Here is a 25,641-nt window from a genome sequence, read left to right on the forward strand (position 1 = left end):
AACATGTCGGCTATTTTTACTCGACGCCGGCACTGCTGGCACCATTGCTGGCGACCTGGCCCGACTTCTGTTTTTTATAAGCCAGTGCGGCCGCAGGGACCGGTGCCGCTTTACCGGTCTCGATCCAGCTACGCAGACGGTTAGCGTCGGCGAAGTGGGTATATTTGCCAAAGGCATCCAGTACCACCAGCGCCACCGGACGATTATTAATCATGGTACGCATCACCAGGCAGTGGCCTGCCTCATCCGTGTAACCGGTTTTGGTCAGCTGAATATGCCAGTCATTTTTATAGACCAGATGGTTGGTGTTGCGGAACGGCAGCGCATAGCTCGGATGAGCAAAAACCGCCGTCTCTTCTTTCGTGGTGCTAAGCGCGCCCAGCTCCGGATATTCCCGTGTGGCTTTGAGCAACTTAACCAGGTCCTGTGCACTTGAGACGTTTTGCGTCGACAAACCGGTCGGCTCGACATAGCGGGTCTGTTTCATGCCCAGCGATCGCGCTTTCGCGTTCATTGCCCGGATAAAGGCGTTATAACCGCCCGGATAGGCGTGCGCGAGACTGGCAGCAGCACGGTTTTCCGAGGACATCAGTGCCAGCAGCATCATATTACGGCGGCTGATCTGACTGTTGAGCTTCACGCGTGAGAAGACACCACGCATTTCCGGCGTCTGGCTGATATCGACAGGTATCATCTCGTTCATCGGCTGATGCGCATCCAGCACGACCATCGCCGTCATCAGCTTGGTGATCGACGCGATAGGCCTGACCCGATCCGGATGGCTGGAAAAGAGCACTTTATTGGTGGTGAGGTCGACAATCATCGCACTGCCAGAGGCGATCTGCGGCTGAGCGATAGGCGCAAGTTGCGACAGTGTGGTAGTCGCCTGCGCCGGAAGTGAAACAATCTGCCCTGAAACGAGCAGCGCCAGCGAAAGCAGAGTAAAACGAATTTTTGCAGGCATCGTAGAAAAAAACCCGGTTATGAAGATGTACTGTGTCAGACCGACACAGGCCGCCCGCCTCAGTAAACTCGCAGCGCGGGCTGGCAGCGGTATCATACCCGTAAGGTTAAGAAATTTCCTGGTGAGATTGTTTCCGGGCGTAAAAAGAGAACTGCCGCCAGAGCGGCGGCAGCGTTCTATCAGAAAAGATGCGGTCCATATCCCCACAGCACGACAGTTAATGCCAGTAACACTTCAAATACCAGCACGCCGATGGCCAGCGTTGAGCCGGAAAAGCGCAGACTCTCTTCGCGGTCGATATTCAGAAACAGGGGGATGCCGATATAGAGCAGATAGCCGGTGTAAAGCAGCGCCAGCGCACCTGCCAACACACAGAGCCAGACCAGCGGATAGAGTGCGACAAGTCCGCTCAGGAACAGCGGCGTAGCGACGTAACCGGCAAAGACCGTACAGCGCTGAACGCCGGGACGCTGAGGGTAATCCCGCGCCATCCAGTGAATCACGCGTCCCATTACCGCCACGCCACCCAGAATAATCAGATAGAATAGAATGCCCAGCCCGATCCCGGTCGCCAGGTTAAGTTGCACATATTGCCCGTCGCCCAGATTCCAGCCCAGCTGAGTTGTTCCGATAAAGGCGCAGATCACCGGGATCGCCGCCATCAGCAGAACATGATGGGTGTAATGGTGCGATACGCTTTCATTCTCTTGCTTAATATGACGCATTTCCTGGTTCGGATGCGCCAGAAGTCCCCAGACATGGTTCATACAGTCACTCCTCTGATGCGATGGGCCGCCCGGTGATGCATGCGTCTTTGGGGGCAGCGTCTTCTCAAGTATAAACGGCAGTAAAACTTTCGTGGTGACCGGACAAAAAAACAGCGTAAATAAACCCCTCCATCGTGCACGGGCGGAAGGGAGGCCAAATCGCGTATAGACTGAAAGAAACCATCACCCAATGCACAGGGAGAGTCATTTTGCATCTGGATATCAACGCATTAATTACACAGTACGGCTATCTGGCACTTTTTATTGGCTGTATTGCCGAAGGAGAAACATTTACATTGCTGGGCGGCGTGGCCGCGCATGAGGGGCTGCTGCGTTACGTGGGCGTGGTGCTGGCCGCGATGGGTGGCGGCATTGTCGGCGATCAACTGCTCTACTGGGTAGGCCGCCGCTGGGGCACGCGCATCCTGCGCCGCTTTAAAAAGCATCAGGATAAAGTGGTCAAGGCGAACCGACTGATTAAACGCCGTCCCAGCCTGTTTGTAATTGGCGTGCGTTTTATGTATGGCTTCCGACTGATTGGCCCGATTATTATCGGTGCAAGCCGCCTTAATCCAATGAAGTTTTTCATTCTTAACGTTATCGGAGCGGCCATCTGGGCCGTGATTTTCGTGACCCTCGGCTATTTCGCGGGCGGCATCATCGCGCCATGGCTGCACAAACTCGATCAGCATCTGAAACATCTGCTGTGGCTGGTGGGCGCGGTCATCTTTGCCTTTGTGCTGCGCTGGTTCATCCGCCGCTGGCATAACCGTCGGGCCGATCAGGAATAAATGAAATAAACAACGCCATTGCCAGCAGGCGTCACTGGCAGTGAACGTCAGCAGGGTCGCCAGACACGCATCAGCGCCCGGCCACCCTGCTGACCACGTCGTCAGTTTCACCTGCCCTATTCTACGCGCTTTCCCTTCCCTGCCTTATTCAACCTTACGTTAACCATCTGTGCCCAACCGAAGCCGCATCGAATAGCTCAGCTATAGTTAGCAGGGACACTGACAGGGAGATGAGAATGAGTAAGGTAAAACGTAAGATTGAAGACCACGGTGTCATTGGCGATTTGCGCACCTGTGCGCTGATCGCCAATGACGGCACCATTGATTATCTTTGCTGGCCTGAACTCGACAGCCCGTCGGTCTTTGCCGCCCTGCTCGATAGCGATGACGCCGGACTTTTCTCTCTGGCTCCTGACTGGCCCAATGCACGACGTCAGCAACTCTACCTGCCCGACACCAACATCCTGCAGACCCGCTGGCTGGATGATGAAGGCGTGGCAGAAATCACCGACTACATGCCGATTTGTGATGACAGGGATAAGATGCCGCGCCTGATCCGTCGGCTCAAAATGGTCCGCGGCAGTGCCACCTTTCAGATGCGCTGTTCGCCCCGCCACGACTATGCCCGGGCGCAGACCCGTGCAGAAGCGCATAATGGCTGTATCGACTTTCATGCTGAGGGCCAGCCGTCGCTGCGCCTTGCAGCCTCGGTGGTGATGACGCTGGAGGATGAGAGTGCGACAGCCCACTTCACGTTACAGCCCGGCGAATATGCGCAGTTCGAATTTGGCAGCGTGGATGATGCGCATATCGAAGCGCTGGCCACTGAACACTGCTTTGAAGAGACACTGAATTACTGGCGACACTGGAGCAGCCACAGCACCTATCAGGGACGCTGGCGTGAAATGGTGCAGCGTTCGGCGCTGGTCCTGAAGCTCCTGACTTCGTATCAGCACGGCTCCATTGCGGCGGCGGCAACGTTTGGTCTGCCTGAAGAACTGGGTGGCGAACGCAACTGGGACTATCGCGCCTCCTGGATCCGCGACGCGTCCTTCAGCATGTATGCGCTGATGCGGCTGGGTTATATCGATGAAGCTAAACACTTTACTCACTGGGTGGGTCGCTGCGTTGAAAACAGCCATCATGATGAAATGCGCCTGCAGGTGATGTACCGTCTCGACAGCGGCACTGAGTTGCATGAGATGGAATTACTGAATCTCTCCGGCTATGCCGACTCCCGACCGGTGCGCATCGGCAATGATGCCTGGCAGCAGACGCAACTCGATATCTATGGCGAACTGATGGATGCGGTCTATCTGGCCAACAAATATGGCGAGGCGATCTCTCAGCGCGGCTGGCAACATGTGGTCAAAATGATCGACTGGCTAAGCGAGAACTGGGATCAGCCCGATGCCGGTATCTGGGAGATGCGCGGCGAACCGGAGCATTTCCTGCATTCACGTCTGATGTGCTGGGTAGCGATGGATCGTGCGCTGCGTCTCGGCATGAAGCGATCCCTGCCGATGCCTTACGAGCGCTGGGATCGGGCACGCCGTGAGATCCGCGAAGATATCTGGGCGAACTTCTGGAACAGCGAACGCGGTCACTTCTCTTCGACCCGGCATGGCGAATACCTTGACGCCTCCATGCTGCTGATGCCGCTGGTACGCTTTGTTGGTGCCACCGATCCGGACTGGATTGCCACACTGGATGCGATCAAAGCCAACCTGGTGAGTGATGGTATGGTGCGGCGTTACAATACGCATGAGACGCCCGCCGACGGTCTTAAAGGATCGGAAGGTTCGTTTGGCGCCTGCTCCTTCTGGTATGTCGAATGTCTGGCACGCGCAGGGCGGATTCAGGAGGCGCATTTTGAATTCGAGAAGTTGCTGAGCTACGCCAATCCGCTGGGCCTTTATGCCGAGGAGTTTGACAGTCACGGCCATGCGCTGGGGAATACACCGCAGGCGCTGACTCATCTGGCGTTGATCAGTGCCGCCTTTTTCCTGAACCGCAAACTCAGTGGCGAACAGACGCAGTGGCAACCTTGATCGGTGGTAACCCCGGAAAGCCCCATTTTTACCCTCCTGATTCACGGAAATGCGCTAACATCCGCGCTGAAATTACGTAAAGTATTGCAGGGAGGTTAAAATCCCGATTCACAACGTCAGTTTAATGAACATATAATGCGCAGCAGGTCACATTGGCCAGCATGAATTCGACACACTGAACAGCCTGAAATATGGCGATAAAGAATTGTAAAATATGAAAATCATTCGCGCTTTCGCTTCAATCGCACTGGCTCTGGCGGCGTTCAGCCAGTCAGCCTTTGCTGTGGTTTACCCGTTGCCGCCGGCCAACAGCCGTCTGATCGGGGAAAATATCGAAATTACTGTTCCTGAAGACAGCAAACTGCCGCTGGAAGCTTTTGCGGCACAGTACCAGATGGGCCTCAGCAATATGCTGGAAGCCAATCCGGGCGTTGACGTTTATCTGCCAAAGGCTGGCAGCAAAATGATCATCCCACAGCAGCTGATCCTGCCTGACGCACCGCGTGAAGGCATTGTGATTAACAGCGCGGAGATGCGTCTTTACTACTACCCGAAGGGCAGCAAAACCGTCGTGGTTCTGCCAATTGGTATCGGTGAACTGGGTAAAGATACGCCGATCAGCTGGACTACCGCGGTAGAACGTAAGAAAGATGGCCCGACCTGGACGCCAACCAAAGGTATGCATGCGGACTACGCGGCTCGCGGCGAAACGCTGCCAGCGGTGTTCCCGGCAGGCCCGGATAACCCAATGGGCCTTTACGCGCTTTACATTGGTCGTCTTTATGCGATTCACGGCACCAACGCCAACTTCGGCATCGGCCTGCGCGTGAGCCATGGCTGTGTGCGTCTGCGTGCTGACGATATCAAATGGCTGTATCAGAATGTGCCGGTTGGCACACGCGTACAGTTCGTTGATCAGCCCGTGAAAGCGACGGTAGAGCCGGACGGTTCACGTTATGTGGAAGTGCATAACCCACTGTCGACCACTGAAGAGCAGTTCAACTCACGTGAGCTGGTGCCGATTACCCTGACTCAGGCCGTGAGCAAAATTGTGGTTGATGCCAGCGTGAATCAGGATCAGGTTAATGCCGCGATTCAGAGCCGTACCGGTATGCCAGTAAAAGTGAATGGTGTGGAAAACAATGTCCAGACTGCGCCTGTTCCGGTACCCGAAAATTCACAGGCTGTTCCTCAGGAAGAGCCAATGACGCCGGTAACGCCACAGGGTGCAAGCAGCGATGCTACTCAGCCACAGCAGCCAGCCACTGAGCCAGCTGCACCTGCTGCACCTGCTGCACCTGCTGCGCCGGTAACACCTGCAGCGCCAGCAGCAGCGGCAAATACCAGCTCGTAACTGTCACTCTGCCCTCAGAAGCCAGCGCCTGTCGCTGGCTTTTTTATTGCCTGCATAAAGGCAAATTGACGAATATTTCTCCTCTCCTTCCCCACGTGACCATCATTAATCTGTCATATAAAGCGCGTATCACACTCCGTTAACCCGATGCATATCAGCATCCGGCATCAGCCATATGAGGTACACCATGAGCGAAAACAGTCTCTCCTCCTCATCAGCCCAGGGACGGCCCGATTTCAACGGCAAGGGCAGTCGCTTCAGCAAGCCGCTATTTTTTATTCTGCTGGTCGCCGGACTGGCCTTCGCCGGACTCAACCTGGTCAATGACGTCGAACAGACCAATATGCCGGTCACCAGCTATCAGCCGTTCTTTCTGCTGGGACTGGCGTTGCTGATTGCGCTCGGCTTTGAGTTCGTCAACGGTTTCCACGATACCGCCAATGCAGTTGCTACAGTGATTTACACACACTCGCTCACGCCCGGCGTCGCGGTGGTCTGGTCCGGTTTCTGTAACTTTATGGGCGTGCTGCTCTCCAGCGGCGTGGTTGCATTTGGCATTATCTCGCTGCTGCCGGTCGAGCTGATCCTGCAGGCCAGCAGCGGCAACGGCTTCGCCATGGTCTATGCGTTGCTTTTCTCCGCCATTATCTGGAATCTCGGCACCTGGTATTTCGGCCTGCCGTCGTCGTCGTCGCATACCCTGATTGGCTCGATTATTGGCGTCGGGGTTGCCAACGCCATGCTGCACGGGCGCAGCGGTATGAGCGGCGTAGACTGGGATCAGGCGCTGAAGGTGGGCTACGCTCTGCTACTGTCACCGGTGGTCGGCTTTGTCTGCGCCGGGCTGTTGCTCTGGGTGATGAAGATCTTTATTCGCAATCGGCAGCTTTATCAGGCGCCGAAAAGCGATCAACCGCCACCGGTCTGGATTCGTGGCCTGCTAATCCTGACCTGTACCGGCGTCTCATTTGCGCACGGCTCCAACGATGGGCAGAAAGGGATGGGGCTGATTATGCTGATCCTGGTCGGTACCATGCCGATCGCCTACGCCCTCAACCGATCGCTGCCTGCCGATCAGATCCCACGCGTAGCCGCGCTGACTGAAGTGACCGCGCATCAGCTGTTGCAGCTGCAACCGGCGACGGCGAACCCGCCGGCGGCCCGCGACGTGCTGACCGGCTTTGTCGGCAGTAACCAGATGAATGCCGATGTGTTGCCGGCGCTGGCGAGGACGCTGAACGAGGTAGGCGATCAGATCCGCCGTTACGGCTCCATGGACAATATTCCTGCTCAGGCGGTGACCAACACCCGCAACCAGATGTATCTGGCCTCAGAGTCGATTAAGCATCTGCAAAACACGAAAGTTGCAATGCCGCAGGAGACGGAACGCAACCTTAAGGCGGTGAAAGCGGAACTCGACAGCGCCACCCGCTTTATCCCGATGTGGGTGAAAGTGGTGGTGGCGATTGCGCTGGGTCTTGGCACCATGGTGGGCTGGCGCAGAATTGTGGTGACAGTGGGAGAACGAATTGGGAAAACGCACCTGAGCTATGCGCAGGGTGCCAGCGCCGAACTGGTGGCGATGATGACCATTGGCGCGGCCGATGGCTTTGGCCTGCCGGTATCGACCACCCATGTGCTGTCGTCCGGTGTGGCGGGCACGATGGCGGCCAACCGATCTGGCCTGCAGTTTTCGACCCTGCGTAATCTGGCTGTCGCCTGGATATTAACGCTGCCGGTCTCTATTCTGCTCTCCGCCCTGCTCTACTGGCTGTTCACCCATTTCTGATACACCGCTGGCTCACCGCCTCTCAGGAGGTGAGCCAATGCTGACCAGAGTCATGTGGAGAGCCGCTGTTGCCCATAAAGCCGCAGTGTGATCAGCAGCGCGCCCAGCACCATCATCGCGGCAGCCAGATAGACTGACTGCATCCCCCAGTGTCCGATAAACAGCCCCGCCACCGGGCCGGTTAAACCCAGCCCAAGATCGAGGAAAGCGGAATAGGTGCCCAGCGCCGAGCCCTGATCCTGACGCTCAACCCTTTTTACCGCCTCAACACCCAGCGCCGGAAAGACCAGCGAAAAACCGCTGCCGGTCAGGAATGCGCCCACGCCCACCAGCCAGGCGCTATCCGCCTGCCAGATAATCAGCAGTCCCAGACACTCCAGCAGAAAAGAGAATAGCGACACACGCAATCCACCAAAGCGGGTAATAAAGCGACCAAACCCCAGCCGCACCAGCACAAAACCCAGGCTGAACAGCGTTAGCGCATAGGCTGCGCCCTGCCAGTCACGACTGGCAAAATAGAGGGTAATAAAGGTCGCGATGACGCCAAAACCGATCGTGCCGAAGCCCAGCGCCAGACCATAAAGCCAGACGCGGGAGAAGACGCGGTGAAACGGAATGCGCTCGCCGACGCTGACGGTGACCGACGGTTTGCGGCTGGCCATCAGATAACCGGCGACGCCCATCAGCGCAATCAGTCCGGCAAATCCACTCATGCCAAATTGATTGTTGAGCAGCACGCCCAGCGGTGCACCCACAGCCATCGCCAGATACGTGGCGACACCGTTCCAGGAGATGACGCGCGCGGTCTGCAACGGCCCGACGATATTCATGCCCCACAGCGTAGAGCCCGTGCTGCTGAAGCTTTCGCCTACCCCGAGAAACAGTCGCCCGATAGCCAGCAGCGCCAGACTCAGCCACGGCCAGCTGCTCAGCATTGCGGCCACGATAGTCAGCACCCCGCTCATGCCGCAGCAGAGCAGTCCCAGCATCACCACCCGTTTTGGCCCCAGCCGATCGGCCAGACGGCCCGACTGCGGACGACTGAGCAGCGTCGCAAAATATTGAATGCTGATAATCAGTCCGGCAATAAAGGAGCTGAAGCCAAGATGATTTTTGACAAAGCCCGGCAGTACGGCCAGCGGCAGTCCGACGGAGAGATAACAGAAGAAAGTGAAGATAATAACGGAGAGGATTCGTTTGTTGAGCTGGCTGTTGCTCAGTACAGCGGTGTCAGACATAGCAGGCTAGTGGTATAGGAAATTTTGCCCACTATACCGTCAGGTCGCGAAGGGGTCGCCTGGTTTTTTATCACAAACCATGAACAATCGCGTGACGATCGATTGCCTGCGCAATATCGCCGGAGTTTTTTAACGCGCGGATTTCACTGAATAAGCCATCGGCTTCGCCATAAGCTTTGCGCAGATAACCCAGCCACTGTTTGATACGCGCCACGTGATAGAGGCCGGTATCGCCCTGCTTCTCCAGCCGGCTGTACTTCTGCAGTAACCGCATCACATCCGTCCAGGCCATCGGTGGTTCGTTGTATTTCACCACCCGGCTCAGGTTGGGGATGTTCAGTGCACCACGGCCAATCATTACCGCACTGCAGCCCGTCACTGCCATACAATTTTGCGCGCTTTGCCAGTCCCAGATCTCGCCGTTGGCAATCACCGGAATGCGCAGCCGCTGACGAATCTCGCCAATTGCCTGCCAGTTGATCGCCTCTGCGCGATAGCCTTCTTCTTTGGTCCGCCCATGCACCGTCAGCTCGCTGGCTCCCGCCTGCTGAACCGCATCGGCAATCTCCAGACTGCGGGCACTGGAATCCCAGCCGAGCCGCACTTTTACCGTTACCGGTAAATCCGCAGGGACGGCTTCACGCATCGCTTTCGCGCCGCGATAAATCAGATCGGGATCTTTAAGAAGGGTCGCGCCGCCTCCGCTGCCGTTGACCAGTTTAGAGGGACAACCACAGTTGAGATCAACACCCCAGGAACCCAGCTCCACCGCGCGTGCGGCGTTCTCGGCTAACCATTCGGGATGCTGCCCCAGCAGCTGCATACGCACCCGCGTGCCTGAAGGCGTGCGGCTGGCGTTATGCAGTTCGGGGCAGAGACGGTAGAAAGATTTTACCGGCAGCAGTTGATCGACCACGCGCAAAAACTCAGTGATGCAGAGATCGTAGTCGTTCACTTCCGATAACAGCTGGCGCACCAGTGAATCCAGCACGCCCTCCATCGGCGCCAGTAAAACCCTCATACTCAGACGTTACCGGTACGCTTCGCGGCTGCCGGACGACGTGGACGCGACGCGGGCTTATCGCCCTGAGGCGCGGCCTGGCTCTGACGACGCGCCTGAGGACGCTTGTCGCCGGATGAAGATGAACGCGATGCGCCTGCACCCTGTCCGCCCTGACCACGACCCCGGCCGCCGCCACCTGCACCGCCGCGAGACTGCTGCTGACGACCATTAATGATCGGCTCCGCTTTGATGCTCGGATCGGGTTCATAACCTTCAACGGCCAGACGCGGGATTTCACGCTTCAGCAGACGCTCAATATCACGCAGCAGTTTATGCTCATCGACGCAGACCAGCGACAGTGCGACACCCGTCGCGGCTGCACGACCTGTACGGCCAATACGGTGAACATAATCTTCGGCGACGTTAGGCAGCTCGTAGTTCACGACGTGTGGCAGCTCTTCAATATCCAGGCCACGGGCCGCGATATCGGTCGCAACCAGCACGCGAATACCGCCTGACTTAAAGTCGGCCAGCGCACGGGTACGTGCACCCTGGCTCTTGTTGCCATGAATGGCTGCAGCGCTGATGCCATCTTTGCCCAGTTGCTCGGCAAGGTGGTTCGCGCCGTGTTTGGTACGGGTGAAGACCAGCACCTGCTGCCAGTTACCTTCGCCAATCAGCTGCGACAACAGTTCACGCTTGCGCTTCTTATCAACGAAAGCCACCTGCTGCGCAACCTGCTCAGAGGCGGTGTTGCGGCGAGCCACTTCAATCATTTCCGGATTGGTCAGCAGTTTCTCAGCCAGACCTTTAATCTCATCAGAGAAGGTGGCAGAGAACAGCAGGTTCTGACGTTTCGCCGGCAGGCGCGCCAGCACACGACGGATATCATGGATAAAGCCCATATCCAGCATGCGGTCCGCTTCATCCAGCACCAGAACTTCGACCTGTGACAGGTCAACGGCATTCTGTTGCGCCAGATCCAGCAGGCGGCCTGGTGTTGCGACCAGAATATCAACGCCGCCACGCAGCTTGACCATCTGGGGATTGATGCTGACACCACCAAACACCACCATCGAACGCAGCGAAAGATACTTGCTGTAGTCGCTGACGTTTTCACCGACCTGCGCCGCGAGTTCACGGGTTGGGGTCAGGATCAGGGCGCGCACCGGGCGACGACCGCGGATTGGCGTGGCAGTGGCAGAGAGTTTCTGTAACAGCGGTAAAGTAAAGCCGGCCGTTTTGCCGGTGCCGGTCTGGGCACTCGCCAGCAGATCGCGGCCAGCCAGCACCACAGGAATTGCCTGGCGCTGGATAGGTGTAGGTTCGCTGTAGCCTTGTTCGGCGACCGCGCGCAAAATATCGGCACTCAGGCCGAGAGAGTCAAAAGACATTACGTGATTTACTCCGGTCCGCTCTGGCCGTGATTCACGGTGTAGTTTTCAGAGGGATAATGACGCCAGCTGGGGCTGACGCGTGAAAAGGGCACAAACTACGATGCGTAAGCGAGCGAGTGTATCAGCTTTATAGACAGTGTGCGAGATAGCTCACATTTACTGACACAACTTAACCGCCTGAAAACAGGAAGGCCACCTTCCGGTGGCCTTCAACTTAACTACGTTTGTTTTCGATTCGCCGCGGCGGCTCTTTCGCCAGCAGCGAGACCAGCGCCGGACCCAGCAACATCACTACGCCGAGACAGGCCAGCAGCAGGTTGTTGTGGTAAATTCGCGACACCAGGAACAGTGTCATCATGGCAGCGCCAAAGTAGTAAGTGGTGGTCGCTTCTTCAAGATAATCGCCGAGAGTACGTAAACGTGGGATGCGCTGTGTTACCAGCATGGCAACAAAAACCAGTGCATACATCGCCACCAGCGTACTGCAGACATCAACCAGAGCCTTGTGCTTCCAGCCCCAGATCAGCGCAGCGATCACCAGTAAATGCATAGCAATATGCAATAACGTTTGACCCGTGATGATTTGAATACGATTAGACCATTTCATTCAGTTCTCCTGGCAGACCCAACAGGTCGCCCAAGTGCTACCGGCAGAAGCCGGAAACGATTTCCTCAATGTAAAACAATTTTCGGATAACGCCCTAATTATTGCCCTCTTTCACCACCCATTTGTGACAAAGACTACACTTTGATTCTGATGATGATGAAAAGGAGTGCGTCGCGAGTATGCCACAAAACACGCAAGGATTTTCAATAAAAGTCCTGACGATCAATACACACAAGGGTTTCGCCCCGTTTAATCGCCGATTCATCCTGCCCGAATTACGCGACGCCGTTCGCGCAACAGAGGCGGATGTGGTCTTTCTCCAGGAGGTAATGGGCACGCATGCTATCCACGCCCTTAATCATGAGGCGTGGCCCGATTCTCCGCATTATGAGTTTCTGGCCGACACCATATGGAACGATTTCGCCTATGGGCGAAATGCGGTCTATCCGGAGGGACATCATGGCAATGCGGTGCTGTCACGCTTCCCCATCACCGAATATGAAAACCGGGATATCTCGGTGGCAGGCAGTGAAAATCGCGGCATGCTGCACTGCCAGATTGCCTTGCCGGAACCGCACGGCACGCTGCATGTCATCTGCGTACATCTGGGCCTGAAAGAAGCGCATCGTCACGCGCAGATGAAGAAAATATGTGAAATGGTTAACTCGCTGCCGCCCGACGCACCGGTCGTCGTGGCGGGTGATTTCAACGACTGGCAGCGACGCGCTAACTCAATTTTAAAACAGGGTGCGGGTTTGAAAGAGGTATTCAGCATGAAAACCGGACGCCCGGCGCGGACCTTTCCGGCACGCTTCCCGATCCTGCGACTTGACCGCATCTATGTGCGCAACGCCACGGTCAGTCATCCGTGGGCGCTGCCACGTAAACCCTGGTCACATCTGTCGGACCATGCACCGCTGGCCGTGGAGATCCACCTATGAATTTTAGCTGGCAGGAAGGCAACCGGCTGCTGTTGCTGGAAAATGGCGAAGCGTTTTTCCCGCGCGTCTTTGGCGCGATTCAGCGAGCAGAACGCACGGTATTAATTGAAACCTTTATTCTGTTTGAGGATGAGGTAGGCAACGCTCTGCACCGTGAGCTGCTGGCTGCGGCACAGCGCGGCGTGCGGGTTGAAGTGATGGTCGATGGTTATGGCTCCGCTGAACTCTCAGATAAATTTGTGAACAGCCTGACCAGCGCGGGCGTACGTTTCATCTATTACGATCCCCGTCCGCTGGTGATGGGGATGCGCACCAACGTATTTCGCCGTCTGCACCGCAAAACCGTGGTGGTGGATGATGTCGTCGCCTTTGTGGGCGGCATCAACTTTTCGGCTGAACACAACACCGATTATGGCCCGGAGGCAAAACAGGATTACTCAGTGCAGGTCAAAGGCCCGGTTGTGGCCGATATTGCCCGCTATCTGCAACAGGCGATTGGCAGCGAGCAGCCTACCCGCCGCTGGTGGGGCTCGCGTTCTCATCGTCCGGCAGTGAACGCTACACCTGGCGATGCCCAGGTGCTCTATGTCTATCGCGATAACGACGAGCATCGCGACGACATCGAAGTGCATTATCTTGAGATGCTGCGCGAGGCGAAGCGGGATGTCATTATTGCCAACGCCTACTTCTTTCCTGGCTACCGGCTGCTGCGTGAGATGCGTAATGCCGCACAGCGTGGCGTCCGGGTACGCCTGATCGTTCAGGGCGAGCCAGATATGCCGATAGTAAAAGTAGGTGCGGAGCTGCTCTACAACTATCTGGTCGATGGCGGCGTCGAAGTGTATGAATATATCCGTCGTCCCCTGCACGGTAAAATCGCTGTAAAAGACGATCACTGGGCCACCGTCGGCTCCAGCAATCTCGATCCGCTCAGCCTCTCTTTAAACCTGGAAGCCAACCTGATCATTCACGATCATCCCTTTAATCAGACGCTGCGTGACAACCTCGAAGCGCTGCTGGCCAACGATTGCAAGCGCGTCCAGGAGGAGCACCTGCCACCGCGAAACTGGTGGCAACTGAGTAAAAGCGTGGTGGTGTTTCACTTCCTGCGCCATTTCCCGGCCATCGCGGGCTGGCTTCCGGCGCATACGCCCTTGCTGGCTCAGGTGAGTCCGCCGGTACAACCTGAAATGGAAACGCAGGATCGCGTTGAAGCTGATAATCCGGGAGCAAAATCCTGATGGCAAAAAAACATCCACGCTGGCAACTGGCGAAAAAAATCCTCACCGTACTGTTTTTCATCGCGGTGGTGGTTTTGCTGGTGGTTTATGCCCGCAAAGTGAACTGGGAAGATGTTTATAACGTCATCGTTAATTACAACCGTTTTGTGGTGCTGACCGCCGCCGGACTGGTGGTGCTGAGTTACCTGGTGTATGGCTGCTATGACCTGATTGGCCGCGCCTACTGCGGCCACAAACTGGCGAAGCGTCAGGTGATGCTGGTGTCGTTTATCTGTTACGCTTTTAACCTGACGCTGAGCACCTGGGTCGGCGGCGTGGCGATGCGCTACCGGCTTTACTCCAGACTCGGTCTCGATAGCGGCACCATCACCCGCATCTTCTCCCTGAGCATCGCGACCAACTGGCTGGGCTATATTCTGCTGGCGGGCGTGGTGTTCAGTGCCGGCATGGTCTCGATCCCCAGCGGCTGGTTTATCGGCGAGACCACACTGCGGTTGATTGGCGGGGTTCTGCTGGTACTGGTGGCGGTTTATCTCTGGGCCTGCGCTTTCTCAAAGCAGCGGCGCTGGACGGTAAAAGGCCAGACGCTGCAGCTGCCTTCGCTGCGCATGGCGCTGCTACAGTTCGCAGTGTCCTGCGCCAACTGGATGGTGATGGGCGCGATTATCTGGCTGCTGCTGGGACGTGACACAGGCTATCCGATGGTGCTGGGCGTGCTGCTGATCAGCAGTATCGCGGGCGTAATCGTGCATATTCCGGCGGGTATTGGCGTGCTGGAAGCGGTTTTCCTGGCGCTGCTCAGCGGTCAGCACGTCTCGCATGGCACCATTATTGCGGGGCTGCTGGCGTATCGCGTGCTCTACTTTATCCTGCCGCTGCTGTTAGCGCTGGTGCTCTATCTGGGGCTGGAGAGTCGGGCGAAGCATCTGCGTCAGAAGAACGAACAGAAATTGCAGAAGTCGTAAAAAAAGGGAGGCGCAGATAATGCGCCTCCCTGCTAATGACTCACTGACTTAACGGCGGTTGCCGAAAATCCGCAGCAGCATCAGGAACAGGTTGATGAAGTCGAGATAGAGCGTCAGTGCACCCATAATCGAGTAGCGACGCAGGTTCTCCGTGTCGCGGGCATCGATCTGCTCACCAATATTTTTCAGCTTCTGCGTATCATACGCCGTTAATCCCACGAACACCACCACGCCGATATAGGTAATCGCCCACATCAGCGCCGGGCTTTTCAGCCAGAAGTTCACCAGCGACGCCAGTACAATGCCAATCAGCGCCATAAACAGCAGGCTGCCAAAACGGCTCAGATCGCGTTTGGTGGTGTAGCCGTAGAAGCTCATCGCACCAAACATCCCCGCCGTAACAAAGAAGGTGCTGGCGATGGAGGAGTAGGTGTAAACCAGGAAGATACTCGCCATGGTCAAGCCGGTGAGGGCCGAATAGAGCATAAACAGTCCGGTAGCCACTGCCCCACTCAGGCGATGCACCATACCTGACAGGAAAAAGACCAGTGCCAGCTGCGCGATAATCAGCCCGAAGAAAGTGATGCGATTGGCAAACACCATCTCCATCACTGCAGGCGTGCGCGCAGCATACCAGGAGACAAACGCGGTCAGTAACAGACCACAGGTCATCCAGCCATAAACCTGCGCCATATAGGCTTGTAAACCGCGAGATGCGGATTGAACGATGGAATCATTTCTTGGATATCGGTCCATGATGCACCTCTTGTTAGACGGATGAACAGATGCGCTCCCAACCGGGAGACATGCCAGAGGCTAAGTGTGGCACAGCTCAGCTCAACTGCGCCACAACATGCCGCTTAACGGCGCGACAGGCACTGCTGATAGCGGCTGTCAACGCGCTGCGCAAACCACGCCGTGGTCAGATTACGGGTGATTTTCGGGCTTTCCAGCTTGATGCCCGGCAGCATTTCACGCGGGAGTTTGCGACCCGCCATTTTGTCCGCCAGGGTAAAGACCTGTTTCCAGAGTTCACTGTCGCTGAACGACGCTTTTTCCCCTTTCTCCAGATCGCGGCGAATATCGCTGTTGCTCATGTCGATCTGCTTCGACAGTGTGCGCACCGCGAGTTCAGTCCCCCCTGCCGCATCCGATCCATAAAGAATCAGATCCCCATCCAGCGCCAGCTTCATGCCGGTGGCGCGTGACACCGCCGCCTGGAAGGCCGCATTGCGACTGGCGTACCAGCCCGCATTGTAATCGGCAAAGCGGTAGAGCGGCTGACTGTAGTCAGCCGGGTAGCCGAGCAGATGCATAGTGCCGAAGTAGATTCCGCCGTGACGGGTAAAGACTTCGCGGCGGATGGTGCCATCGATCGGCCACGGGTAGCCTTTGGCGTGTGCTTCGGCAAACGCAATGCTGACCTGCATCGGCCCGCCGGTGTGGATTGGGTTGAGATTACCGAACAGCGTCTGGCCCATCGGCACCATGTCGATCAGGTCATCAAAGATAGCGCTGAGATCTTTTTCACTGCGCACCTTGTCCAGACGGGCCGCGTAACTTTCCCCGGTCGGCGACTTGATCAGCAGTGCGGTGCGCACCAGGAAGGCCGGCACATGCACCTGCGCCGCACGGCGGTTGATCTCGCCCCAGGCAATTTTTGGCAGGCCCGGTACGGCGGCCTCCGCGCTGAAGTTGCTCTCCTGATCCGCTACGGCGATGACTGCGCAGAGATTACTGGCGCTGGGATCGATCTGCTGCGTGCGGAAGGTGGTGTAGATGTCGTCACTCCATGCGGCTTTATTACTGACGTGCGACGGCAGCAGTCGCTGGATCTGCGCTTTGACATCTTCGGGCTGCCGCACGGGCGCCTCAGGGGTTTTCTTGCTGCTACAACCCGCCAGCACCAGTGCGGCGACCAGTGTCAGACGTTGCAGAATCGGGGTGGATGACATGCCTGTCCTCAGAATGAACGAAAGCCCTACTCTACCATTGCCAGCGTTTCGCAGGCAGGCGAGAACTGAACTAAGGTTACCTTTTTTAACGTTAAAGGAACTTACGATGTTTAAACTCTGGCCTGTTGCGGCCTTCAGCCTGTTATTAACCGGCTGCGGCGCCAATAATACGCCTGCCCAGGTGCAGTCACCGGGCGCGCCCACCTCCTCCTCGCTTAAGGTGCTGGAGACGGGTGCCAGCGTGATGCAGTCACGTCCGCCTATCGACGCCATTAACACCTATCTCGATGGCTTCCATTTTTATAACGGCGACAGGAACGGTCAGATGGAGGCGCACCACTATGTCACCGTGCTGAACGACGATGTGATGCAGGCGGTGATTTACGACGGCAATACGCGCGACGCACGGCTGATGGGCGTGGAGTACATTATCAGCGAACGGCTGTTTAAGGCCCTGCCGCCGGAAGAGAAGAAACTGTGGCACAGCCATCAGTATGAGGTGAAATCGGGCACGCTGATTGCGCCGGGCTTACCCGCCGCCGCCGACCATGCCCTGATGACACGCATCGCGAACACCTACGGAAAGACCTGGCACACCTGGCACACGGATCGTGATAAAACGCTGCCAATTGGCATTCCGGCCTTGATGATGGGCTTTACACAGGATGGTCAGATGGATTCGCGACTGCTGGCGGATCGCGATCGCCGCTTTGACGTCGACAGTAAACAGATCCGTGCCGAACGAGCGGATATCGTAGCGCATCCGGCGGCACCGGGCGCCAATGCCTGGGAAAAGGGTCAGGTTATTCAGCTGAAGCGCACCACTGGCGGTGGTGAACACAGCCACGGCCAGACCGGCTTTGGCCCGGCGGAGCAGCTAAAGCAGCCTTAAGCGAGTGATAAGCGTGTTTTCTGGCAGTGGCGTGTGGATACACAGAGGAGACTCAGCGGACGAAAAGGGTCTGGCCCGCTGAGCCATTAACGCCGCCTTAGTCCCAGCGCTGAGCTGCCTGGTGATCGCTGTCGCGGGCGTCCACCCAGCGATCGCCCTGCTCAGTCGCTTCACGCTTCCAGAAGGGGGCGCGGGTTTTCAGGTAATCCATGATGAACTCTGCGGCAGAAAAGGCGCTGCTGCGATGCGCACTGGTCACACCCACCAGCACGATTTCATCGCCGGGAAACAGTTCGCCGACGCGATGAATCACGGTAACCCGTTGCAGTGGCCAGCGTTCGCGCGCCGCATCCACAATCTCCTGAAGCGCTTTTTCGGTCATGCCGGGATAGTGCTCCAGCGTCAACGCCGCCACGTTATCACCCAGATTGTGGTTGCGGACTTTGCCGGTAAAGGTTACCACCGCACCATCTTCATCACAGGCCGCCAGCCAGCGATACGCTTCCGCCATATCAAAGGGTGCAGGGCCAACGCGAATCTGCGTTTCCATCTCAGCCTCCGGTCACGGGCGGGAAAAAGGCGACTTCATCCCCGGCGTGCAGCGGATGCGTCATCGGCACCAGCGTCTGATTGACCGCCGCCAGCAGTTTGCCTGACTCCAGCGCCAGCGCCCAGCGATCGTTGCGGTCGGCCAGCGCACTGCGCAGCGTGGCCACATCCGGGTAATCAGCACCGACCTCAAGTGATGCCGTGCCGGTCAGCTCACGCACCTGGGCAAAAAACAGCACCTTAATCATGCGCGACCGCCTTGAAATCGCCGCTTTTACCGCCGCTCTTGCTGATTAAACGCAACTGATCGATGACGATATCTTTCTGTACCGCTTTGCACATGTCGTAGATGGTGAGGGCGGCAACCGAGGCGGCCGTCAGCGCTTCCATCTCGACGCCGGTTTTGCCGGTGAGGCGACAGAGCGTGGTAATGCGAACCCGATTATGATCCGGTTCCGCTTCCAGATTCACTTCCACTTTGCTCAGCATCAGCGGATGACAGAGCGGAATCAGCTCCCAGGTGCGTTTTGCTGCCTGAATCCCGGCGATGCGCGCCGTGGCAAAGACATCCCCTTTGTGGTGGCTGCCTTCCATAATCATCTGCAGCGTTTCAGGCTGCATCAGCACCAGCACTTCTGCCCGCGCTTCTCGCACGGTTTCAGCTTTGGCGGAGACATCCACCATGTGCGCTTCGCCCGCGGCGTTAATGTGTGTGAGTTGAGACATACTTACCGTTCTTACCGTTTCTTCAGATGTGAGACAAAATTACAGGGCGCGGTGCGCGCATCAAGCTGGTCAGCAATAATCCGCTCCCAGGCAGTACGGCAGGCGCTGGTTGATCCCGGCACAGCCAGAATCAGCGTCCCGTTAGCCAGACCGGCAACGGCGCGCGACTGCAATGTTGAACCGCCAATCTCTTCATAGGAGACCATCCGGAACAGTTCGCCAAAGCCGTCAATCTCGCGATCAAACAGTGGCAGCAGGGCTTCCGGGGTGCTGTTTTTCAGGTTAAAGCCGGTGCCGCCATTAATAATCACCACCTGTACATCTTCACTGGCGATCCAGCGCGACACGGTGGCGCGGATGCGGTAGAGATTATCCGGCACGATGGCGTGATCAACCACCTCATGGCCCGCTTCTGCTGCCGCCTCGCGCAGGTAGTCGCCGGAGGTATCGTTGCTGGCATCGCGGCGATCTGACACCGTCATCACCGCCATCTGCAATGCCTGAAATTCGCTGGCTGGTTTACCCATACTTCCTCCTGAAATTAGCCGCCAATGTAAGAGAGATTCTGTGTGATGCCGGTGTTGCCCTGATGCAGGAAGTGGGTCTGCTTTTTCTGCCCCAGGCTGCTGGCAATGCGCGCCTGCAGTTCGGCCTGCTGATCATCGGACGCCAGCAGGTCGCGCAGCGGTACGCCGCCGTCACCAAACAGGCACAGGTGAAGATTACCGTGCGCTGAGACACGCAGACGGTTGCAGCTGGCACAGAAATCTTTGGCGTAAGGCATGATCAGGCCAATCTCGCCGACATAATCGGGATGGTAAAAGACCTGCGCCGGCCCGTCACTGCGTCCACTTTCGCGGCGCTGCCAGCCCTGGGCGATCAGTTGATCGCGGATCACCATGCCGGAAACGTGCTGATCGCGGAACAGCGTGCCGCCGTCGCCGGTTTCCATCAGTTCGATAAAGCGCAGCTGGATCGGGCGGGTGCGGATCCAGTCGAGGAACGTCGCCAGATTACGGCTGTTGAGATCGCGCATCAGCACACTATTGACTTTGACCTGGCGAAAACCGGCGTCCAGCGCGGCATCGATGCCGCTCATCACCTGATGGAATTTATCCTGACCGGTAATAGCGTGAAACTGACGGGCATCCAGACTGTCGACGCTGACGTTAAGTGCGGTTAAACCCGCATCGCGCCACTGCTTCACATCACGCGCCAGCCGGTAGCCGTTAGTGGTCACCGCGATCTGGCGGATAGAAGCGTTTTCACGGACCGCCGCAATGATGTCGGTGAAATCACGGCGCAGCGACGGCTCACCGCCGGTCAGCCGCACTTTTTCGGTGCCGGCAGCGGCGAAGGCCCGCGTGACACGGCGGATTTCATCCAGAGAGAGAAAGCTTTTGTTACGAATTCCCTGCGGTTTGTAGCCGTCAGGCAGGCAGTAGGTACAGCGGAAATTACAGACATCCGTGACCGACAGGCGCAGGTAATAGAACTTACGCGCGTATGCATCAGTAAATTGTGACACCAGAACACCTTTCCAGATTGGGAGATGCAGTCATTTCTTCCTGCACCCTGGCAGCTCGATGGCTACGGCCTGAACCCCCTATCCGCAGACTTAGGCATTCAGGCTTGAGTGTACGCTGACCCGTTGATCAGCGCGGTAAACATGATGGTAGCGTGTATTTCGCCACTCTTCCATTTGCTCTTTTCGCTATATATTCTTATATATATCGAATTTTCACCGCATGTTAGCGACAGGATACGTTAAAATGCGATCCAGATTTTGACGCATGTCATCCGCGCGGGCTTAGCGTTTAGAGCCTCGCCACGCGAAAGGATTTTAAGGAGAAGTATGAATCGCACACTGGCCGATCTTGATCGCGTTGTGGCACTGGGAGGCGGACACGGTTTAGGCCGCGTGATGTCTGCCCTTTCCCCGCTGGGCTCGCGTCTCACCGGTATCGTCACCACCACCGACAACGGCGGATCAACCGGCCGTATTCGCCGCTCCGAAGGCGGGATCGCTTGGGGCGACATGCGTAACTGCCTTAACCAGCTGATTGCGGAACCCAGCGTCGCCTCAGCGATGTTTGAGTATCGCTTTGCCGGTAACGGCGAACTGGCCGGACACAATCTCGGTAACCTTATGCTGCGGGCGCTGGATCATTTGAGTGTACGCCCGCTTGAAGCGATTAATATCATCCGCAACCTGCTGAAAGTGGATGCCTTTTTAATCCCGATGTCAGAACAGCCGGTGGATCTGGTGGCGATGGATGCCGAAGGCAATATGGTTTACGGTGAAACCGCCATTGACGAGATGAAACAGCCGCCACAGGAATTGATGCTGCATCCTAATGTCCAGCCCACGCGGGAAGCATTGCAGGCGATAGGTGACGCGGATCTGATCCTGATTGGTCCAGGCAGTTTTTACACCAGCCTGATGCCGATTCTGCTGATGGAAGAGATGGCGCAGGCATTGCGTCGCACGCCCGCCACCATGGTGTTTATCGGCAATCTGGGCCGTGAGCTCAGTCCCGCTGCCGCCAGTCTGTCTGTGGCTGATAAGCTTCAGATGATGGAGCGTTACATTGGCAAGCGAGTCATTGATGCGGTGGTGGTCGGCCCGTCAGTGGCAACAGAGGGCATTGAAAACCGTTTGATTGTCCGTGAACCGCTGGAGGCCGCCGACATCAAATATCGTCACGACCGCCAGCTATTACGGGTGGCGCTGGAACATGCCATTCAGGGCTTTGACGGCGCTACGAGGCCGCAATAAACAGCGTTCGCAGCTCATGCAGCTGATCACGCACATTTGCAGCCTGTTCGAACTCCAGGTTCTGCGCGTGCTGCTGCATCTGCCCTTCCAGCTCGTGAATCTTTTTCTGCAGAGCCTGCGGCGTTAGCAGCTTGAAATCGGCCAGTGCCTGGGCTTCGCCAGGACGTGCCGGTTTCGCTTTGCCGCGGGTTTTCACTATGTTGTTACCCAGTTCCAGAATATCGGTGATCTTCTTGTTCAGCCCCTGCGGCACAATGCCGTTTTGCTCGTTGTGCAGTTGCTGCTTCTCACGGCGACGCTCGGTCTCTTCAATGGCGCGTGCCATCGACGGCGTAATTTTATCGCCGTAAAGAATCGCCTTACCGTTGATGTTACGCGCCGCACGACCAATGGTCTGAATCAGCGATCGTTCAGAACGCAGGAAGCCCTCTTTATCCGCATCCAGAATCGCGACCAGAGAGACTTCCGGCATATCCAGCCCCTCACGCAGTAAGTTGATGCCCACCAGCACATCAAACTCCCCCAGACGTAAGTCGCGAATAATTTCCATACGCTCCACAGTGTCGATATCGGAGTGCAGATAACGCACCTTCTCGCCATGCTCCGTAAGATACTCGGTGAGATCTTCAGCCATGCGTTTGGTCAGCACCGTGACCAGCACACGTTCGTTGATGGCCACACGCTGACGGATTTCTGACAGCAAATCGTCGACCTGCGTCCCGACCGGGCGCACTTCAATGATGGGGTCCAGCAGGCCGGTAGGACGTACCACCTGATCGACCACTTCGTCGCCCGATTTTTCCAGCTCATATTTGCCCGGCGTGGCAGAAACATAGATGGTCTGCGGCGCCAGTGCTTCAAACTCTTCAAACTTCATCGGACGGTTATCCAGCGCCGACGGCAGGCGGAAGCCATACTCAACCAGCGTCTCTTTACGCGCCCGGTCACCTTTGTACATGCCGCCAATCTGCGGAATGGTGACGTGTGACTCATCCACCACCAGCAGGCCATCCGCCGGCAGATAATCAAACAGTGTCGGCGGGGCTTCGCCCGGTCCGCGTGCGGAAAGATAGCGCGAGTAGTTCTCGATGCCAGAGCAGTAGCCCAGTTCGCTCATCATCTCCAGGTCAAACTGGGTACGCTGGGTAATGCGCTGCTCTTCCAGCAACTTATTATTCTCAAGCAGCACCCGGCGGCGGTCCGCCAGCTCGACTTTGATATCTTCCATTGCCTGCAGAATGCGCTCGCGTGGCGTGACATAGTGCGTCTTTGGGTAAATGGTAAAACGCGGCACCACAGAATCGATCTGACCGGTCAGCGGGTCAAACAGCGACAGACGCTCCACCTCTTCATCAAACAGTTCAACGCGCAGCGCAATATCGTCCGACTCTGCCGGGAAAATATCGATCACTTCACCACGCACGCGGAAAGTACCGCGCTGAAACGCCTGATCGTTACGGGTGTATTGCAATTCTGACAGGCGGCGCAGGATGCTACGCTGATCAATAATCATGCCGCGGGTGAGGTGCAGCATCATTTTCAGATAGAGATCGGGATCGCCCAGACCATAGATTGCCGAAACCGACGCGACGACGATAACGTCGCGCCGCTCCAGCAGCGCCTTAGTGGCCGAGAGACGCATCTGCTCAATGTGTTCGTTAACCGATGCATCTTTTTCAATAAAAGTGTCCGAGCTCGGTACATAGGCTTCAGGCTGGTAATAATCGTAGTAAGAGACGAAAAACTCGACGGCGTTATCCGGGAAAAACTCTTTCATCTCGCCATAAAGCTGAGCGGCCAGCGTCTTGTTCGGGGCCAGCACCATTGTCGGGCGGTTGAGGTCGGCAATCACGTTGGCGACGGTAAAGGTCTTACCAGAACCCGTCACACCCAATAAGGTCTGATGGGCCAGTCCATCCTCCAGCCCCTCTTCCAGGCGACGGATCGCCTCAGGCTGATCGCCCGAAGGTTTGAAGGCGGAATTCAATTTAAAGGCTTTGGTCATGAATGCAGTTCCTGCTGGAGAAGTCGGCGGGCAGGCACTTATTTTACTCTGCTATGGTGATTTTGCCAGAAAATAATACTGGATATAAAAACAGTAATGATGCATTGTTAATGTCAGCACAATGAGACTTTTTGAACCGGCGACGTCGTAGCGATTGCACAAAGTCTGTTGCGCAATGTTATCCCCAGACCCGGATCAGATTTAACATTTGTCAATAGAGCGTCACAAAATTACAGTTCGGTTACCTGACAGATAATTCGCAGGCTTGTTTTTTGATAACCTACTGATTTAATTTACTTTAGGTCACAAGGCCAGATTCTCGTCATAATGTTACCAGGCCGCGTATTTCCTCGCTTCCAACTGGTTTTCATTACCTAATGCACAAGGTTATCCACAGGAATGGTGGATAAGTGATGGCAGCCCCGCCGCCATCAGCTGTGTATAATTTTTCCCTGCTCCTTCATCGCCTCGAAAATAATTTTTTTGCGTTAAATTTCACGTCAGCCGCTGACGGAATATTCTGCATTTTTCATCGTCCACCTGATGTATCACGCAAATTTTCATCAATCCACTAAGATTCTTAATCAGACTTATTGCCTCTTAACACACCGTCTGCACCAGAAACAGCGCCCCGAGGCACTGCAAAAGTGCAGCGGCGTGACCACCGTGGGGAATTGATAAGTTTTTCTCAACTTTTATCCCTTAAACATGGCATCCCGGCCGGAATCAGGACCGTTTTTAGATCTGGCCTGAGAATTGCAGGAATGACTGGCGTCAACGCGCTTCACGCGCACTGTGCTGCAATAGCGAGACAGCTGTTGCTGATGACTTGTTTGCCAGACGACAGAGAGCGGATGCAATCAGGCTAATGATCGGGAAGGAGAGTGTCAGATGCTGAGTCTACGTTCGGTCAATCAATTTTACGGTCAGAACCATATTCTGTGGGATGTGGATCTGGATCTGGCACCTGGCACCTGCACGGGCGTTCTGGGTCGTCAAGGCATGGGGAAAACCACGCTGGTCAACTGCATCATGGGCAGACTGCCGATTAACAGCGGCTCTATCTCCTGGAAAGAGGATGGCTCACCGCCAGAAGATCTTCTGCTGCAGCCCGCTGAACAGCGGGCACAGATGGGCATTGGCTATGTTCCACAGGGCCGCCATATTTTTACGCAGATGAGCGTGGAAGATAACCTGCTGATTGCCCTGCTGGCGGGGGCCAGCCAGCGTGATCGCCATCGCGCCATTCCCGAAATGGTATTTGATTTGTTTCCGGCGCTTTATTCACTGCGACAGCAGCGCAGCGGCGATCTGCCGATCGATCAACAGCAACAGCTGGCCCTGGCGCGCGCACTGGTGCTGCAGCCCAAATTGCTGATTCTGGATGAGCCGACTGACGGGATGTCGCCGTGGCTGGAAGAGGAGATGGGCAACCTGATTCGTCGTCTTAATCTCGACTACGGGCTGACCATCCTGCTCCTTGAACAGCGACTGTCGCTGATCCGTCGCGTGGCAGACTATTTTCTGCTGCTGCACCGCGGTCGCAATGTGGCGCAGGGCAGCATGGAACAGCTGGATGACCACACCGTCGATAAGTGGCTGACGGTGGCCTGAGGCTTACGGTGGC

The 25,641-nt window shown here is 56.4% G+C and carries 24 protein-coding genes and 1 riboswitch; of the genes, 10 read left to right on the forward strand and 14 right to left on the reverse strand.

Translation table 11 applies throughout. The features are described from left to right. Window positions 1–16: 16 nt before the first annotated feature. A complete protein-coding gene (gene pbpG / locus KTJ90_RS13415) occupies window positions 17–964 on the reverse strand; it encodes a D-alanyl-D-alanine endopeptidase (RefSeq protein WP_003851808.1) in 948 nt (315 codons plus the stop codon). A gap of 179 nt (window positions 965–1,143) precedes the next feature. Then, complete coding sequence (locus KTJ90_RS13420) at window positions 1,144–1,731, reverse strand: Yip1 family protein (protein WP_008925064.1); 588 nt, start codon at window positions 1,729–1,731, stop codon at window positions 1,144–1,146. A gap of 209 nt (window positions 1,732–1,940) precedes the next feature. Between KTJ90_RS13420 and KTJ90_RS13425 the strand changes: the two genes are divergently transcribed. The 4 genes from KTJ90_RS13425 (at window position 1,941) to KTJ90_RS13440 (ending at window position 7,716) form a co-directional block, all read left to right on the forward strand. Beyond that, entirely contained in the window at window positions 1,941–2,522 is a 582-nt protein-coding gene (locus KTJ90_RS13425; RefSeq protein WP_105099383.1) for a DedA family protein, read from the forward strand. A 236-nt stretch (window positions 2,523–2,758) separates the two neighbouring features. Then, window positions 2,759–4,573: a glycoside hydrolase family 15 protein gene (locus KTJ90_RS13430; protein ID WP_003851815.1), complete on the forward strand. Its 1,815-nt coding sequence runs from the start codon at window positions 2,759–2,761 to the stop codon at window positions 4,571–4,573. Between the two features lie 214 nt (window positions 4,574–4,787). After that, complete coding sequence (locus KTJ90_RS13435) at window positions 4,788–5,927, forward strand: L,D-transpeptidase family protein (protein ID WP_457171794.1); 1,140 nt, start codon at window positions 4,788–4,790, stop codon at window positions 5,925–5,927. A gap of 187 nt (window positions 5,928–6,114) precedes the next feature. After that, window positions 6,115–7,716 (forward strand): inorganic phosphate transporter, encoded by a 1,602-nt coding sequence (locus tag KTJ90_RS13440; RefSeq protein WP_283543383.1) that lies wholly within the window; start codon window positions 6,115–6,117, stop codon window positions 7,714–7,716. Between the two features lie 50 nt (window positions 7,717–7,766). On the opposite strand, the gene KTJ90_RS13445 is transcribed toward KTJ90_RS13440, so the two are convergent. The 4 genes from KTJ90_RS13445 to KTJ90_RS13460 all read right to left on the reverse strand — a co-directional run bounded on the left by KTJ90_RS13445 (window position 7,767) and on the right by KTJ90_RS13460 (window position 11,961). Then, window positions 7,767–8,954, reverse strand: coding sequence for an MFS transporter (locus KTJ90_RS13445; RefSeq protein WP_283543382.1), 1,188 nt, complete (start codon window positions 8,952–8,954; stop codon window positions 7,767–7,769). Window positions 8,955–9,024: 70 nt separating this feature from the next. Then, window positions 9,025–9,975, reverse strand: coding sequence for a beta/alpha barrel domain-containing protein (gene dusC, locus KTJ90_RS13450; RefSeq protein WP_499024978.1), 951 nt, complete (start codon window positions 9,973–9,975; stop codon window positions 9,025–9,027). A 2-nt stretch (window positions 9,976–9,977) separates the two neighbouring features. Further along, a complete protein-coding gene (gene rhlE, locus KTJ90_RS13455) occupies window positions 9,978–11,351 on the reverse strand; it encodes an ATP-dependent RNA helicase RhlE (protein WP_003851827.1) in 1,374 nt (457 codons plus the stop codon). 217 nt (window positions 11,352–11,568) lie between these two features. Further along, a complete protein-coding gene (locus KTJ90_RS13460) occupies window positions 11,569–11,961 on the reverse strand; it encodes a YbhQ family protein (protein WP_003851829.1) in 393 nt (130 codons plus the stop codon). 179 nt (window positions 11,962–12,140) lie between these two features. Here KTJ90_RS13460 and KTJ90_RS13465 point away from each other — a divergent pair, with 179 nt between their 5' ends. From KTJ90_RS13465 to KTJ90_RS13475, 3 genes are read left to right on the forward strand one after another with little or no spacing between them, the layout of a single operon-like run. Then, window positions 12,141–12,902, forward strand: a complete 762-nt coding sequence (locus KTJ90_RS13465) for an endonuclease/exonuclease/phosphatase family protein (RefSeq protein ID WP_003851831.1) — start codon at window positions 12,141–12,143, stop codon at window positions 12,900–12,902. Then, on the forward strand, window positions 12,899–14,143 hold the full coding sequence (clsB, locus tag KTJ90_RS13470) for a cardiolipin synthase ClsB (protein WP_003851832.1): 1,245 nt from the start codon (window positions 12,899–12,901) through the stop codon (window positions 14,141–14,143). The genes KTJ90_RS13465 and clsB overlap by 4 nt, the downstream gene beginning before the upstream one ends. Continuing rightward, window positions 14,143–15,108: a lysylphosphatidylglycerol synthase domain-containing protein gene (locus KTJ90_RS13475; RefSeq protein ID WP_003851834.1), complete on the forward strand. Its 966-nt coding sequence runs from the start codon at window positions 14,143–14,145 to the stop codon at window positions 15,106–15,108. The genes clsB and KTJ90_RS13475 overlap by 1 nt, the downstream gene beginning before the upstream one ends. 48 nt (window positions 15,109–15,156) lie before the next feature. Here KTJ90_RS13475 and KTJ90_RS13480 read toward each other — a convergent pair whose 3' ends face one another. Together KTJ90_RS13480 and KTJ90_RS13485 are read right to left on the reverse strand one after the other, a co-directional pair. Further along, on the reverse strand, window positions 15,157–15,864 hold the full coding sequence (locus KTJ90_RS13480) for a Bax inhibitor-1/YccA family protein (protein WP_033762576.1): 708 nt from the start codon (window positions 15,862–15,864) through the stop codon (window positions 15,157–15,159). A 104-nt stretch (window positions 15,865–15,968) separates the two neighbouring features. Further along, window positions 15,969–17,063, reverse strand: a complete 1,095-nt coding sequence (locus KTJ90_RS13485; protein WP_003851837.1) for a DUF1615 domain-containing protein — start codon at window positions 17,061–17,063, stop codon at window positions 15,969–15,971. 106 nt (window positions 17,064–17,169) lie between these two features. On the opposite strand from KTJ90_RS13485, the gene KTJ90_RS13490 reads away from it, so the two are divergent. Next, a complete protein-coding gene (locus KTJ90_RS13490) occupies window positions 17,170–17,955 on the forward strand; it encodes an OBAP family protein (protein ID WP_499024982.1) in 786 nt (261 codons plus the stop codon). Window positions 17,956–18,052: 97 nt separating this feature from the next. Here the strand turns inward: KTJ90_RS13490 and moaE are convergent, their stop codons facing one another. From moaE to moaA, 5 genes are all read right to left on the reverse strand, one after another. Next, window positions 18,053–18,505 carry a molybdopterin synthase catalytic subunit MoaE gene (moaE, locus tag KTJ90_RS13495; RefSeq protein WP_105099386.1) on the reverse strand — a complete coding sequence of 151 codons (453 nt, stop codon included), beginning with the start codon at window positions 18,503–18,505 and terminating at the stop codon, window positions 18,053–18,055. Window position 18,506: 1 nt separating this feature from the next. Beyond that, window positions 18,507–18,752 (reverse strand): molybdopterin synthase sulfur carrier subunit, encoded by a 246-nt coding sequence (gene moaD, locus KTJ90_RS13500; RefSeq protein ID WP_003851844.1) that lies wholly within the window; start codon window positions 18,750–18,752, stop codon window positions 18,507–18,509. Further along, the gene (moaC, locus tag KTJ90_RS13505; RefSeq protein WP_499024987.1) at window positions 18,745–19,230 is read right to left on the reverse strand and encodes a cyclic pyranopterin monophosphate synthase MoaC; all 486 of its coding nucleotides are present in this window, start codon (window positions 19,228–19,230) and stop codon (window positions 18,745–18,747) included. The genes moaD and moaC overlap by 8 nt, the downstream gene beginning before the upstream one ends. Before the next feature lie 11 nt (window positions 19,231–19,241). Continuing rightward, window positions 19,242–19,757, reverse strand: a complete 516-nt coding sequence (gene moaB / locus KTJ90_RS13510; protein ID WP_008925052.1) for a molybdenum cofactor biosynthesis protein B — start codon at window positions 19,755–19,757, stop codon at window positions 19,242–19,244. 14 nt (window positions 19,758–19,771) lie between these two features. Beyond that, a complete protein-coding gene (gene moaA, locus KTJ90_RS13515; RefSeq protein WP_022626014.1) occupies window positions 19,772–20,758 on the reverse strand; it encodes a GTP 3',8-cyclase MoaA in 987 nt (328 codons plus the stop codon). Continuing rightward, a riboswitch (molybdenum cofactor riboswitch) is annotated at window positions 20,748–20,881 on the reverse strand. It overlaps the preceding gene by 11 nt. 204 nt (window positions 20,882–21,085) lie before the next feature. Here moaA and KTJ90_RS13520 point away from each other — a divergent pair. Further along, window positions 21,086–22,009, forward strand: coding sequence for a gluconeogenesis factor YvcK family protein (locus tag KTJ90_RS13520; RefSeq protein ID WP_003851850.1), 924 nt, complete (start codon window positions 21,086–21,088; stop codon window positions 22,007–22,009). Here the strand turns inward: KTJ90_RS13520 and uvrB are convergent. Next, window positions 21,993–24,014, reverse strand: coding sequence for an excinuclease ABC subunit UvrB (gene uvrB / locus KTJ90_RS13525; protein ID WP_003851852.1), 2,022 nt, complete (start codon window positions 24,012–24,014; stop codon window positions 21,993–21,995). The two genes, KTJ90_RS13520 and uvrB, sit on opposite strands and share 17 nt — an antisense overlap. 891 nt (window positions 24,015–24,905) lie before the next feature. On the opposite strand from uvrB, the gene KTJ90_RS13530 reads away from it, so the two are divergent. Continuing rightward, complete coding sequence (locus tag KTJ90_RS13530; RefSeq protein ID WP_003851859.1) at window positions 24,906–25,628, forward strand: ABC transporter ATP-binding protein; 723 nt, start codon at window positions 24,906–24,908, stop codon at window positions 25,626–25,628. Window positions 25,629–25,641 lie beyond the last annotated feature (13 nt).

Source organism: Pantoea jilinensis (assembly GCF_019104105.1).
GTDB classification, from domain to species: Bacteria; Pseudomonadota; Gammaproteobacteria; order Enterobacterales; family Enterobacteriaceae; genus Pantoea; species Pantoea eucalypti.